The 13,199-nt window shown below is 61.2% G+C and carries 14 protein-coding genes; 10 read left to right on the forward strand and 4 right to left on the reverse strand.

From position 1 onward, the window contains the following. Positions 1-22 precede the first annotated feature (22 nt). Together CCZ28_RS08415 and CCZ28_RS08420 are read left to right on the forward strand one after the other, a co-directional pair. On the forward strand, positions 23-958 hold the full coding sequence (locus CCZ28_RS08415) for a 5'-nucleotidase (RefSeq protein WP_140217422.1): 936 nt from the start codon (positions 23-25) through the stop codon (positions 956-958). A gap of 722 nt (positions 959-1,680) precedes the next feature. Next, positions 1,681-2,724, forward strand: coding sequence for a hypothetical protein (locus CCZ28_RS08420; protein ID WP_140217423.1), 1,044 nt, complete (start codon positions 1,681-1,683; stop codon positions 2,722-2,724). A gap of 284 nt (positions 2,725-3,008) precedes the next feature. Here CCZ28_RS08420 and CCZ28_RS08425 read toward each other — a convergent pair whose 3' ends face one another. Continuing rightward, a complete protein-coding gene (locus tag CCZ28_RS08425) occupies positions 3,009-3,434 on the reverse strand; it encodes a transcriptional regulator (protein ID WP_140217424.1) in 426 nt (141 codons plus the stop codon). A gap of 172 nt (positions 3,435-3,606) precedes the next feature. Here CCZ28_RS08425 and CCZ28_RS08430 point away from each other — a divergent pair, with 172 nt between their 5' ends. From CCZ28_RS08430 to CCZ28_RS08440, 3 genes are all read left to right on the forward strand, one after another. Next, positions 3,607-4,035, forward strand: coding sequence for a BRO family protein (locus tag CCZ28_RS08430; protein WP_140217425.1), 429 nt, complete (start codon positions 3,607-3,609; stop codon positions 4,033-4,035). 576 nt (positions 4,036-4,611) lie between these two features. Then, positions 4,612-5,745: a GGDEF domain-containing protein gene (locus CCZ28_RS08435; RefSeq protein WP_140217426.1), complete on the forward strand. Its 1,134-nt coding sequence runs from the start codon at positions 4,612-4,614 to the stop codon at positions 5,743-5,745. A 52-nt stretch (positions 5,746-5,797) separates the two neighbouring features. Further along, positions 5,798-6,253, forward strand: a complete 456-nt coding sequence (locus CCZ28_RS08440) for a GNAT family N-acetyltransferase (RefSeq protein WP_140217427.1) — start codon at positions 5,798-5,800, stop codon at positions 6,251-6,253. Positions 6,254-6,326: 73 nt separating this feature from the next. Here CCZ28_RS08440 and CCZ28_RS08445 read toward each other — a convergent pair whose 3' ends face one another. Further along, positions 6,327-7,211 (reverse strand): LysR family transcriptional regulator, encoded by an 885-nt coding sequence (locus CCZ28_RS08445; RefSeq protein WP_140217428.1) that lies wholly within the window; start codon positions 7,209-7,211, stop codon positions 6,327-6,329. Between the two features lie 145 nt (positions 7,212-7,356). On the opposite strand from CCZ28_RS08445, the gene CCZ28_RS08450 reads away from it, so the two are divergent. Continuing rightward, on the forward strand, positions 7,357-8,115 hold the full coding sequence (locus CCZ28_RS08450; protein WP_140217429.1) for an SDR family NAD(P)-dependent oxidoreductase: 759 nt from the start codon (positions 7,357-7,359) through the stop codon (positions 8,113-8,115). Between the two features lie 6 nt (positions 8,116-8,121). On the opposite strand, the gene CCZ28_RS08455 is transcribed toward CCZ28_RS08450, so the two are convergent. Further along, complete coding sequence (locus CCZ28_RS08455) at positions 8,122-8,865, reverse strand: class I SAM-dependent DNA methyltransferase (RefSeq protein ID WP_140217430.1); 744 nt, start codon at positions 8,863-8,865, stop codon at positions 8,122-8,124. A gap of 97 nt (positions 8,866-8,962) precedes the next feature. On the opposite strand from CCZ28_RS08455, the gene CCZ28_RS08460 reads away from it, so the two are divergent. Continuing rightward, positions 8,963-9,430, forward strand: a complete 468-nt coding sequence (locus tag CCZ28_RS08460) for an RNA methyltransferase (RefSeq protein ID WP_007160503.1) — start codon at positions 8,963-8,965, stop codon at positions 9,428-9,430. Between the two features lie 5 nt (positions 9,431-9,435). Here the strand turns inward: CCZ28_RS08460 and CCZ28_RS08465 are convergent, their stop codons facing one another. Next, a complete protein-coding gene (locus tag CCZ28_RS08465; protein ID WP_140217431.1) occupies positions 9,436-10,266 on the reverse strand; it encodes an IclR family transcriptional regulator in 831 nt (276 codons plus the stop codon). Positions 10,267-10,505: 239 nt separating this feature from the next. Between CCZ28_RS08465 and CCZ28_RS08470 the strand changes: the two genes are divergently transcribed. The 3 genes from CCZ28_RS08470 to CCZ28_RS08480 are packed head-to-tail and all read left to right on the forward strand — an operon-like array spanning position 10,506 to position 13,187. Next, the gene (locus CCZ28_RS08470) at positions 10,506-11,525 is read left to right on the forward strand and encodes an ABC transporter ATP-binding protein (protein WP_140217432.1); all 1,020 of its coding nucleotides are present in this window, start codon (positions 10,506-10,508) and stop codon (positions 11,523-11,525) included. Continuing rightward, the gene (locus tag CCZ28_RS08475; RefSeq protein WP_140217433.1) at positions 11,522-12,388 is read left to right on the forward strand and encodes an ABC transporter permease; all 867 of its coding nucleotides are present in this window, start codon (positions 11,522-11,524) and stop codon (positions 12,386-12,388) included. The genes CCZ28_RS08470 and CCZ28_RS08475 overlap by 4 nt, the downstream gene beginning before the upstream one ends. A gap of 4 nt (positions 12,389-12,392) precedes the next feature. After that, positions 12,393-13,187 (forward strand): ABC transporter permease, encoded by a 795-nt coding sequence (locus tag CCZ28_RS08480; protein ID WP_140217434.1) that lies wholly within the window; start codon positions 12,393-12,395, stop codon positions 13,185-13,187. Positions 13,188-13,199: the final 12 nt, after the last annotated feature.

The following is a 13,199-nucleotide window of genomic DNA, read 5'->3' on the forward strand; positions in this document are numbered from 1 at the left end:
CTTCTTTATGGGAGTCAAAAAATTGCCCTATGATCTTGAAAAGCGCTTAGTGATCGGACTAGCGTCTAGCGCACTCTTTAATCTTGAAGAGTCTGACAATGTTTTTAGGACTCAAGGAGAGGAGGCCTATCGAAAATATCAACGAGAACACCAAGACACACCACTACCTAACGGCGTCGCATTCCCATTCATTAGACGAATACTATCCCTCAACAATTTAAATCCGAAAGATCCATTAGTAGAAGTAATTTTAATGTCTAGAAATGACCCTGACACGGGTCTAAGGGTAATGAAATCGATTGAATTTAATAATTTACCAATATCTAGAGCGGTGTTCCTGCAGGGGAGATCGCCTCAAGACTACATTCCCGCACTAAAAATTAGTCTATTTCTATCTGCAAACGAAAAAGATGTAAATCAAGCAACAATTGCTGGATACCCAGCAGGCCAGGTTTTAAAAACAAACTCATACGAAGACCCCGATGACAGTGAGCTGAGAATAGCGTTTGACTTTGATGGAGTACTAGCTGACGACGAGGCGGAAGCAATCTTTCAAAAAGATCGTGATCTTTCTGTCTTTCATCAATATGAGAAAAATCTTGTTGACACCCCTCATAACCCTGGACCACTTGCTGAATTTCTAAAGAAAATTTCAAAAATCCAAAAAATAGAGCAAACCCAAAAAATTAATGATCTTTCGTATAGCCCAATATTGAACATTAGCATAGTAACAGCGAGGAACGCGCCCTCACACGAGCGAGTTATAAATACGATGCGAGCATGGGATATAACGGTAAACGAGGCTTTTTTCCTAGGAGGAATTGAAAAGAGATCTGTCTTGAACGTATTAAAGCCACACATATTTTTCGATGATCAAAGGCTACACCTAGACCCATCATCTTCTACTTTACCTTCAGTTCATATCCCCTTCGGCGTAGCAAACACACCCAAGCTATAAATACTTAAAATGCTCGAATTCTCTACACTATCAGCACTTTCAATAATAATTGCCACATGGTCAATAAGCTCTGGCAGCCTTTATCGAAATCCTTCTCTACTACTTATAACAGGACTTCTTCTTTCCCTATATGGAGCATTCTTAACAACCACCTTAAACACACTATCTAACAGCTCTGTCTTTACAAAAATCTTTGAATCACTACCTCTATCTGCTGCGATAATAAATTACACAATTGCAGCTGCGGGCGGAAGCCTAATTGCATCAGGAATACTTTTAAAAGCTCAGGCTACTCACGAAAAAGAAAAAAGAACGCCAAGAAAATACTAAAAATATTACTTAAAGAGCAGCAGCGGGCAAATCAACAAGATGACGATTTAAAAATAAGAGCAAAAGATCTAAGCGACCGTGAATTCGATATCGAGCTAGCCCGTGTAAAAGAAAGAAAAAAAAGAGCAACCGTAGAGGTGATCGCTGCAAAATTAACCTACAAGCATCTGCTCGACGATTAGATCTATAAATCTTTATACCTTACATTACACCAAATCCACACTAACACCCCAACCACTCTCAGGTGCAATCTTAAATCTGTACGCTTTATGATAGTTTTTCTACCCACTAGCGTTAGCACCACTATGACTAAATAGTTTTTTGTCCCATTTTCTTTGTCATAGTAACTCTATGGTGTTATTAATAACTTTGTAATTACCCAAGGACGAACCGTGCCCCGCTGGACCGACCAACCCGCCACCGATACGGATGCCGTCTTCGATTTTATCCTCGAGTTCTCCGGTACCTTCCTGCGGCGTCATGCTTCGCTGCTGGCCAAGATGCTGCCGCCGACGTTGGGCTTTGGGATGTTCCTGGCCTATTTCGCCCGTAATCACTTCTATCCCAGCTTCGATCTCTTCCAGTTCTCGTCGCTGCTGCTGGCGGCTGCCTGCCTGGGTTTCCTGACCATAGGCGCCTTCGTTGCGGCGCTGTTCCTGCCGGGGGCCTGGGTTTATTACGGCTTTATCAATACGCCGGCGATCAAGGAAGACATCACCTATGCCCTGCCCTATCGAGGCGAAGGGCGCTTTCGCAAGATAATGCTGCTGATGGCGCTGGTGTTCTTCGTGCCCTATCTGCTGGCGGGGTTCAGCGATGCGGCCATCCTCTTCGTCGATCCTGAGCTGTTCCTCGGAGTTTCACTGCTGGCGCCCATACCTATCACGCTGTTGGCAGGCATCACTGTGCAGTGGCTGTACGAGCTACGCCGTTTCAGTTTTTTGAAGTTCGTCTGGCAGGCGTATCTCCCAACGATGGTGGTGGGCTACTTCATCCTTTGGATGCTGATACAGACCTATCCACTGGTGGAAGGCTGGTCGCCTCTCGCGAAGTGGGCCACGCTCGCTGCAGCGCCTTTCGCCATTGCTTTTGTCGCGACCTCCACATCCATGGTGTTCATCGCGGGTTGGCAGGTGGCGTTGATGTTTTCCTCGATCTTCGCCTTTATCCTGGCTGGCTACAGTGGCGCCCTCACTACCCTACCCGAAACGATGGTCAAGACGCTGGGCCTGGGTAACTACCAGGCCAAGGCCATCGTGCTGGATGCCTCCTATTGCGCCAAGGAACAGGCCAAGGTGCTGCCTACCAATGACCAGTGCGTGCTGCAGGATGTGCAGGTGGTCTGGTCGTTGGGTGAGGCCTTCGTGCTGCGGCTGGCGGATGACAGCACGGCGCGGTTGCCGGCCTCGGCGATTCGGGCGCTAGTGAAGCTCTAGACGAAAATAAGGTTTAGCTTTCGCCATATCTTGGTCCACGGCTAGTCACGGGCAAGACCACTCAGCGAAAGCCTGAATGTGCGTAGGGTGAACAACGCGAAGCTTGTCCACCATGGGGGCTTGATCGCAGCGTCTACGTGGAAAAGGCTGCGCCGTTTTCTACCCTACGCAAGGCTGGCATACCGTTACTCACGGATGACCCCATAGTGGCGAGAAGTGCTCTCGCAAGATCCTGCTAAGGGCATGAGGCTTTTAATACCCCGTGGCGCCCTGCTGGACCAAGATCACTCCTTCCCTTTGCCGCCCTTGACGACGGGCTGGGAGGCGCCGGCCTTGACGAAGGCGAGGATGACGTCGCGCACGACCTTGCGCTGCTCCGTCGGTAGTTTGAGAAAGGCCTCGATGGCCTCGCGCTCGGGATAGAGCTCGGGGGTTTCCCAGTTGCCCCGGGTCTCGCGAATCGCGGTCTGCGCCTGTTCGCCGTAGCGCAGGACCTGGGGTTCGATCTGTAGCCACTGGGCCAGGACCTGTAATTTGTCCTGAGCGGGAATGGATTTGCCGCCCAGCCAGCGGGAGACCGCCTGGAAGGTCACGGAGCGCCCCCAGTAACGCGAGTTGAATTCTCGCTCCAGCACGGCGGGTCGGTCGGGGTAACCGGCCGCGAGCATGGCGTTGCGCAGGCGCTGGGCGAAGTCGGCTTTATCGTTCATGGAGGCGGACGTTAAGGTCCGCTTCAGTTCTGCATTGAACGTTCATTTGCATAAAAAATGAAATTCATGGTTTCATTCGAGCTCTGAAAGGGGCGTTCCCGGCGTCTTGGCCAGTAGCCCTCCCCTGCAAGCGGATAGTTTTCCGCCCTGTCTTCGCTACGGAGGTAATGGAATGCCTACGCCTCATCTCATGCACTTCGCCGGGCGTCCCCTGCGCATCTATCAGTTCTTCGACGGCCAGCTCTGGTTCGATTGCCGCGATGTGGCCAAGGTGTTGGGTTATCCGGATGCACTCGAGGCTGTCCGTACTCACTGCAACCACAACGGTCTGCATTTCGGCATCGGTGAGCGTCCGGTGGTGCTTGTCGACCTACCTAACACCTTGCGCCTGATGATCCACAGTTCCAGCGAACAAGCCGCGCTCTTCGAGGAGTGGCTGCGACATGATTGTCTGAATCACTTCTTCTGCCGTCTCCTGCTGCCCAGCGAAGGCCAGGTGAGGGTCGACGCCCAGCCGCTTCTCCGTCTCTATTGGCGCGACCAGTACTGGGTGAAACTGTCCGACGTCGCCGAGGCACTCGGACCGCGCCTGCGCTTCTGAGCGGTAACAATCAGGGATAGGCGAGTAGAAGTCGAACAAGCATCCGCCCTCCCTGCTCCGGTGAGCAGTCAGCATAGGTCATCGTTGCCAGGGGAAGCCGTCGCGCTCGCTCGTGCCTTGTACAAAACACCACTGCACCCAGGGATAGGCCTGGAGCCTGCCGATCTCCCTTGGAAGTCCGCAGGGCCAGAGAGACCGCAGCATATCAAACGTCATACAGAACACCCACGGGAGGACCGAAGATGCTCGCCAGATCCCGTGGTGCCGATCTGCCTCCATCGACCATTGTTGCCCGCTGCAAGGCTTCGCCCTGACCATGGCGCTCAGTGCAAACAGCCCTTCGCGTAGCTTGCCGATAGCGATCTGCCGAGCAAAGCCAACATCGCTCCGCGGCAAAGCACGTCAGTGGAAATTCAGGGTTTGCTCCTCGCTCGTCCGCTTTAGTCACCTTTTATCCAGAATAGGTCTGCGGCTTCGCTTATCCCTGCCGATATACTGCGTGGATGCCCAGCCTTCCGGTTGGCTGGTGTCATGGCGAGGGAGCGCTTCATTCGGCTAAGTGGAAGATCCGATTCGATGGCTCTCGACCCCGTTACCCTCCTTGCGCTCACCATTGCCATGGCGACGGCATCTGCGTGCTACCTCGTGGCCGAGTGGCATTCGGTACGGGAACGCTCGCTGCTGTTCTGGAGCGCCGGCTTCGCCACCATCAGCGTCGGCTCGACACTGGCACTATTACGTCTGCACGGTTTTCCCATCCTGGGTATCTGGTTCGCCAATGGACTGCTGGTCTGTGCCCATGGGTTGTTCCTGCTAGGGGTGGCGCGCTTCACTCGACGGCCACTGTCACCAGCCTGGCTGTTGCTGTCGGTGGTGTGGGGTGCCCTGTTGCTGCTGCCGGAGGCCGCCTGGTGGTCGCGGGTGATGCTGCTGGTGAATTCCTGGCTGGTGGGACTGCTCTCGATACGGGGCGCCCTGCTGCTCAGACGCAACAGGGTCGGTGAGCGCCAACTGCGCTGGGTGCTGCTCGGCCACGGATTGTTTTACCTGGCCAAGGGTACGACCGTGCTGACCCCGGGCACGCCGTTGGACCTCACTGCCTTCCAAGGCCAGATCATCCAGATTTCCCTGGTGGAGGGCGCGATCGTCATCATGCTGATCGCCCTGTCGGTGACCGGTACCGTCCGCTACCGGCGTGAAAAAAATATCGAGCGATTGGCCGGCAGCGATCCCTTGACCGGTCTCTATAACCGACGGGCACTGATGGCTCAAGCACCAGCCTTGCTGGAACAGGTGGATAAGGAGCACCCGGGCGCCCTGCTGCTGATCGACCTCGACAATTTCAAGCTGGCCAACGACCTGCACGGCCACGCGGCCGGTGATGGGCTGCTGATGGCTCTGAGCGATCTGATCCGCACCGCCCTGCCCAAGCGAGGCCTGGCCGCGCGGTTGGGTGGAGACGAATTCGTGCTGCTGCTCGGTGCGACCTCTAACGCTGAAGCGATACGCCTCGGCGAGCGGTTACGCGAGCAGTTCAACGAATTGGCGGCGCGGCGCCTTACCACACCCGAGCCCGTCACCCTGAGCATAGGGGCGGTGCTTTTCGACGACGCCCAAGAGGACCTGGCAACCCTGCTGGAGCGCGGCGACCTGGCCCTTTACGAAGCCAAGCGCGGGGGCCGCGATGTGCTGAGGGTCAGTATGGGGTGATGGACGGCGAGGCAATCGCTTAGGCTTGAGCGACTTGCCGAGGGGAGTCGCCATGCCCATCGCCCTCGAATCCCCCGATCAACCCGAGGTGATCGCGCTGATCGCCGAGCTGGACGCCTATCAGGACGGGCTTTATCCGCCCGAGAGTCGCTACGCGCTGGATCTTGATTCGTTGATGCAGCCGAACGTGCTGTTCCTGGTGGCGCGTGACGAGAGCGGCTGCGCCCTGGGCTGTGGCGCCATGGTGTTGCATGAGGGCTATGGCGAACTCAAGCGGATGTATGTGAGGCCGGCGGGGCGGGGTCGGGGGTTGGGTAGGCGTTTGCTCGCTCGGCTGGAGGCTGAGGCACTCACGATAGGATGCGAGCGGGCGATGCTGGAGACCGGCCCTTACCAACCTGAGGCATTGGCGCTGTATGCCGCGGCGGGCTACGAGCAGCGCGGGTCTTTTGGTGGGTATAGGGATGATCCGTTGAGTGTGTTTATGGAGAAGCGGTTGGTGCCCTAGGGTAGACCAGCGAAGCCTGTCCATGGATGGCGTGGGTGGATGCGAGTGGAAAAGGCTAGCGCCGTTTTCCACGCTACGGGGACTTGTCGCCGAACTCCGCCAATAGGAACTCCACGAAACTCCTCACCGTCACCGAGCGCCATCTCGCCTGGGGATAGAGCGCATTCAGCGGGCGAGTGAGTTCCTGGCCCTGGAACAGGCGTACCAGGCGGCCCGCGGCGACGTCGTCCTGTAGCAGGAAGGCTGGCTGGAGGATGATGCCGAGACCTTGCAGAGCGGCCAGGCGTAGGGCGGGGCCGTTGCTCAGGTGCAGGCGGCCAGGTGGCAGTGGACCGAAGGTGGCGCCGGTCTGGGCGCGCCACTGGGCCAGGGCGCGGGGGTCTATGCCGAGGCAGTCGTGGCCTTCCAGCTCGGCCAGCCGCTCCGGCGTGCCGCGGCGCGCCAGGTAAGCCGGTGCGGCGCAGCACCAAAGAACATAGGGTGCCAGCGGTCGCGCCACCAGGGAGGAATCGGCCAGTTCGCCGATCCGAATGGCGATATCGATGCCCTCCTCCACCAGGTCCTGCACCCGGTCGCTCAGCACCAGGTCGAGGGTGACCTGGGGATGGCGCGCAAGGTATTCGCCGACTCGCGGCGTGAGGCCGTAGGTACCGAAGGACACCGGTGCGGAGACACGCAGGATGCCGGCCGGGGCCAGGCGCTGGGTTTCGGCCTGGCGGTCGGTGTCGGTGACCAAGGCGAGAATCTCGCGGCAGCGGGCATAGTAGCCCTCGCCGAAGGCGGTCAGGCGCTGGCGTCGGGTGGTGCGCACCAGCAACTGCAAGCCGAGACGCTGTTCCAAGGCGCGCAGGTGATTGCCGGCCATGGTTGGCGAGATGCCTTGCGCCTGGGCCGCCGCGGCCAGGCTGCCGCGCTCCACCACGGCGACGAACACCTGCATGCTATCGAGCAGATCCATTCAACACCCCTGCTAAGGAATCCTCACACTGGGTTGGTGTTTATCTCATCTGGGTGGTGGGTGAGGCTAGCGGTGCGGGGAGGCAGCGGAGTGTTGGGCTTCGCTGCGCTCAACCCAACCTACAGCTGCTACTGGAGAATCGATCATGGATCTGCAACTGCACGACCGTACTGCACTGGTGACCGGCGCCAGCATGGGGATAGGCACGGGCATCGCCCGCGTCCTGGCGGCCGAAGGCGTTCGGCTGGCGATCACCGCGCGGCGGCGGGATGCCCTGGAAGCCCTGGCCGAGGAGATCGTCGCGGCGGGTCATGCCCGGCCGCTGGTGATCGCAGCGGATATCACCGACGCCGAAGACGTCCAGCGGCTGGCGCGGGAGGCCGAACAAGGCCTGGGCCGGGTGGATATCCTGGTCAATAACGCTGGCGGCACGAGGCCGCTTTCGGTGGCGGCGGACGATGCGGCCTGGGACGAAGCCTGGGCTCTCAACTTTACCGCGACCCGCCGCCTGACCCAGGCGCTGCTGGGCGGGATGCGCGAAAGACGCTGGGGACGGATCGTGAATTTCAGCGGCAGCATGGAGCCACGCGACGTGAACGGCGCCGGGACGGCCAAGGCGGCGATCCAGTTCTGGTCCAAGGGACTGGCGAGCCAGTTGGCGGCCGAGGGCATCACGGTCAACACCATTGCCCCAGGGCGGATCAATTCAGAGCAGATCCTGCAGCGCCTGCACCCGACGCCCGAGTCCCGCGCGGCCTTCATTGCCCGCCATATCCCCATCGGCTATTTCGGCGAACCGGAAGACGTGGGCCAGGTGGTGGCCTTTCTGGCCTCGCCGCTGGCGCGCTATCTCACGGGCGACGTGATCGCGGTGGATGGCGGGATGCATGCCTACGCCCACTAACGCCCTCTAGCGTTTGACGCAGACGAACAGGGCATTACCCGAGGCGCCGTCCCAGGGTTCGATCCGCTGGTAGTCGTGCTCCAGCACCTGGACCTCGAAGCGCGGCTCCAGCAAGGCCAGCAGCTCGGGGAAGTCGACTGCCACCATGGGGTGTTCGTCCTGCCAGGTCTGGTGCTCACCCGTGTGCTGGCGCTCGATGCGCAGCCGGAGCCACTGACGCTCGCCTTCGCCCGGGTAGTGCCAGGCGGAGGCGAAGTTGAAGTGGCCATCCGCCCGCTCGACGCTGTGGCCGACCGCGGAGGCGTTGTCGATACGGCGCTTGTCGACGGCATTGAAGCAGAACAACCCACCCGGCGTCAGGGCCGCATGAACACGCTCAAGACAGGCCTGGAGGCGTTCGAGGCTGGCGCTATAGTGCAGGGAGTAGAGAAAGCAGGTGATCAGATCGACCGGCTGCTCCAGTTCGAAGGCGCACATGTCCTGGCAGGAGAACTGCGCTTCCGGGCAGCGCAGCGCGGCCTGGGCGAGCATGGGTGGATTGAGGTCCAGCCCGCTGCTGTGGAAGCCGGCATCGAGGAAATGCCTGACATGGGGCCCAGTACCGCAGGCGAGGTCCAGATGGCGGGTGCCGCCGTTGCCGAACATTCGTTGCAGACGCAGCACCGCCTCGCTCTGGGCCCGGTAGTCGATGTCGGCGCAGAGCAGGTCGTAGTAGGCCGACAGGTCGGTGTAGAGGGCGGTGGCGGACATCGCAGGGGCTCGGGGCGGGAGACGCGGGCGCGCATCTTAGTCGGTTTTAGCCGTGATCGAGCCTTTATACTGGCGGTTTTCCCGGGAGTCTCCTGACGTGAGCAACAAGAGATACGCCTGCATCGGCCTGAGCAACCCCAAGTCGCCGTCCAACGTCGGCTCCATCATGAGGGCGGCAGGCTGCTACGGAGTGGCCTCGGTGTTCTATACCGGCACCCGCTACGACCGCGCCAAGGACTTCGTCACCGACACCAAGAAGGTCCACCAGGACATTCCGCTGATCAACATCGACGACCTGCGCCGCATCCTGCCGCTGGGCTGCGTGCCGGTGGCGGTAGAGTTGGTGGACGGCGCCCGACCGTTGCCCGAGTACACCCATCCCGATCGCGCCCTCTACCTGTTCGGCGCAGAGGACGGGTCCCTGAGCCAGGAGTTGCGCGACTGGTGCGAGGATGTGGTGTACATCCCCACCCAGGGCTGCATGAATCTGGCGGCCACGGTCAACGTGGTGCTCTATGACCGCCTGGCGAAGGGCAATAACACCCGCTCCGGTCCGCTCTTCTAAGGCTGTTAGCCAAACCCCTGAGTCGGCCGGCGCAGCACCGGATCGAAGGGGTTGATGCGCGCGGCGATTACCCCGGCCTCGCGCTTGAGCAACTCGATCACCGTGGGCAGCCGCTGGGCGTTGAGGCGCTCGCTCAGGGTGCCCACACTTAGCGCCGCCACCGCCCGCCCATTGCGGTCGAGGATGGGCACGGCCAGCCCCGCCATGCCTTCCAGCACCCCGGTGTTGCGCGCGGCGTAGCCCAGGCGGCGGACGTTATCGATCTCGGCGCGCAGCAGCACCTCGTCGTAGTGATGGGCGTCGCGCAGCCGTGGCAGGTTGTAGCGGATCACCTCCTCCCGCTCCTCCTCGGGCAGGAAGGCGAGGATCGCCAGGGCGCCCTGACCACCACCGAGGGGCACGCGTCCGCCGATGTCGCCGGTGAAGGTGCGGATCGGATAGGGCCCTTCGCTGCGATCCAGGCACATGGCGTCGAAGCCGCTGCGCGCCAGTAGGAACAGCGAATCGCCCAGGGACGCCGACAGTCGCAGCAGACTCGGCCGCGCCAGATCGCGTAGATTGCCGACCTGGCCAGCGCGCGCCGCCAGGGCGAAGAAGTCCAGGCTCAGCCGGTATCTCTTGCTGCGGGCGCACTGCTCCACCATGCCCTCCTCCACCAGGCCGCGCAGCAGCCGGTGGGTGGTGGGTTGCGACAGCCCCACGCGCTCGGCCAGGCGGGTGACCTTCTCGCCTTCGGGATCGCCCTCACCCAGGGCGCGCACCACGGCGAACACCCGGCTGATGGCGCCAACGCCTGCTTCGCCTGGGGCGGCCTTGCTCTCTGTGGAATTTTCCATCTCGATAATTCCTTTAAATTTCACTGAGTGAATAAATTCAGAAAAATAGTTCGATCAGTGAAAAACTTGCTTGTCCGGCATCCTAGATCGCCCTTACCTTCGGGTCCATAGGGCGATACTCACAATCACCGGACGCCGCCAAGTCGAGCGAGCGCCAACGTCCAGTTCCAGGCTGTCTTTCGCCCTGCCCAAACCCTGCCCACCGCCCGCGTGGGCGCGACCGGAGGAGCATTGCGGCCATGGCTTTCCTGACTCTCGACAACCTCAGCAAGCGCTACGGCGAGACCTATGCGGTGGCCGGTTCGACCCTGGCCATCGAGCGCGGCGAATTCGTCTCCCTGCTCGGCCCCTCCGGCTGCGGCAAGACCACCACCCTGCAGATGATCGCCGGCTTCGTCGACGTCAGCAGCGGACGCATCCTGCTCGACGGCCAGGACATCACCCACGCCAAACCGGCCAGCCGTGGCCTCGGGGTGGTCTTCCAGAGCTATGCGCTGTTCCCGCACATGACGGTGCGAGACAACGTCGCCTTCGGCCTGCGCATGCGCAAGGTGGCGGGCGCCGAGCTGGCGCGCCGCGTCGAGGAAGCCCTCGGCCTGGTGCACCTCGGTCAGCACGCCGAGCGCTATCCCCGCGAACTCTCCGGTGGCCAGCGCCAGCGGGTGGCCCTTGCCAGGGCGCTGGTGATAGCCCCGCCGGTGCTGCTCTTGGACGAGCCGCTGTCCAACCTGGACGCCCATCTGCGCGAGGAGATGCAGTTCGAGATCCGCCGCATCCAGCGCGAGGTAGGTATCACCACCCTGATGGTGACCCATGACCAGTCCGAGGCGTTGTCCATCAGCGACCGGGTGGTGGTGATGGAGGCCGGGCGCATCACCCAGGTGGATGCGCCCTATCGTCTCTACGAACATCCGCGCAACAGATTCATCTCCGACTTCGTCGGCAAGGCCAATCTGCTGCCGGGCAGCCTGGATGCCCAGGGCCAGCCGCAGATCGCCGCTGATGGCGCCCTGGCGATCTCGCTGCGACCGGAAAAGATCGAGCTGCGCCCCGCCGGGGAAGGCCGCCTGCAAGGGCGGGTGCTGACCCGCTTCTTCCTCGGTAGCCAGTGGCTGTACCGCCTGGAGACCACCCTGGGCGAGCTGTCGGTATTGCGCAGCAACGATGGCCAGCCACCGCTGGACGAGGGCCAGGACGTCGGACTGCACTGGAACGACGCTCTGCTGCGCCGGCTGGAAGCCGCGGAGGCGGCGGCATGAGTACCCTGCTGCGCGGCACCGGTCGCGCCTATCTGCTCAGCGCCCCGGCGCTGGTGCTGTTCGCCGTACTGCTGTTGTTACCCCTGGCACTCACGGTGGTGCTGTCGTTCAACGTCTTCGACTACGAGACCGGGGTGAAGGCCGGCAGTTACACCCTGGCCCATTACCTGACCCTCCTGGGCGATCCCTATTTCTACGAGATCTTTCTACGCACCTTCTGGATCAGTGCCCTAGTCACCCTGCTCTGCGTGCTGATCGGGGTGCCGGAAGCCATCGTCCTCAGTCGCATGGGCGCACCCTGGCGCTCGATCTTCCTGATCCTGGTGCTTACGCCGCTGCTGATCTCGGTGGTGGTGCGCGCCTTTGGCTGGAGTCTGCTGCTGGGCGCCGATGGGCTGGTCAACCAGGCCATCATGGCCCTGGGCGGGCGGCCGCTGAAGCTGCTCTACACCCCCTTCGCGGTGATCGTCGGCCTGGTCCACGTGATGCTGCCCTTCATGATCATCCCGGTGTGGACCTCGCTGCAGAAACTCGATCCCGCCGCCGAGCAGGCCGCGCTGTCCCTCGGCGCCAGTCACTGGACGGTACTGAGGCGCATCGTGCTGCCCCAGGTGATGCCCGGGGTGCTCTCCGGGACGCTGATCGTCTTCGGCCTGGCCGCCAGCTCCTTCGCCATCCCCGGCCTGCTCGGCGGACGCCGGCTGAAGATGGTCGCCACCCTGATCTACGACCAGTACCTGGCCGAACTCAACTGGCCGATGGGCGCCACCCTGGCGGTGGCCCTGCTGCTGCTCAACCTGCTGGTGATGCTGGGCTGGAATCGCCTGGTGGAACGCCGCTACCAACGCGCCCTGGGAGTCTGAAGCCATGACCCGCAACGGCCCGCTCGGGCTCGCCTTCCATACCCTGGTGATGGTCTTCATGCTGGCGCCGCTGGTGGTGGTCTGCCTGGTGGCCTTCACCCCGGAGAACACCCTCAGCCTGCCTACCTCTGGCTTCTCGCTACGCTGGTTCGCCGCCGTGTTCGAACGGGCGGACTTCCTCACCGCCTTCTACAACAGCCTGCAACTGGCGGCGCTCTCGGCCACCCTGGCGACGCTGATCGCGGTGCCGGCGGGGCTGGCCATCACCCGCTACCGCTTTCCCGGCCAGGGCCTGCTCAACGGCCTGTTCCTCTCGCCGATCATCATCCCGCACCTGGTGCTGGGCGTGGCCATGCTGCGGCTGTTCGCCCTGCTGGGGGTGAACGGCAGCTTCAGCTGGCTGGTGCTGGCCCACGTGGTGGTGATCACCCCCTATGTGCTGCGCCTGGTGATCGCCGCCGCCATCGGCATCGACCGTAGCGCCGAGCAGGCCGCCGAGAGCCTGGGCGCCAGTCGCACCACGCTGTTCTGCCGCATCACCCTGCCGATGATCCTGCCCGGCGTCGCTGGCGGCTGGCTGCTGGCCTTCATCAACAGTTTCGACGAGGTGACCCTGTCGATCTTCGTCACCTCCCCGGCGACCCAGACCCTGCCGGTGCGGATGTACGTCTACGCTACCGAATCCATCGACCCGATGATGGCGGCGGTGTCGGCCCTGGTGATCGCCCTCACCGCGGCCACCATGATCCTGCTCGACCGCATCTATGGCCTGGATCGCGTACTGGTGGGCAAACAATGAACGACCGAGACC

The sequence above is a fragment of the Pseudomonas oryzihabitans genome (assembly GCF_006384975.1).
Classification (GTDB): Bacteria; Pseudomonadota; Gammaproteobacteria; order Pseudomonadales; family Pseudomonadaceae; genus Chryseomonas; species Chryseomonas psychrotolerans_B.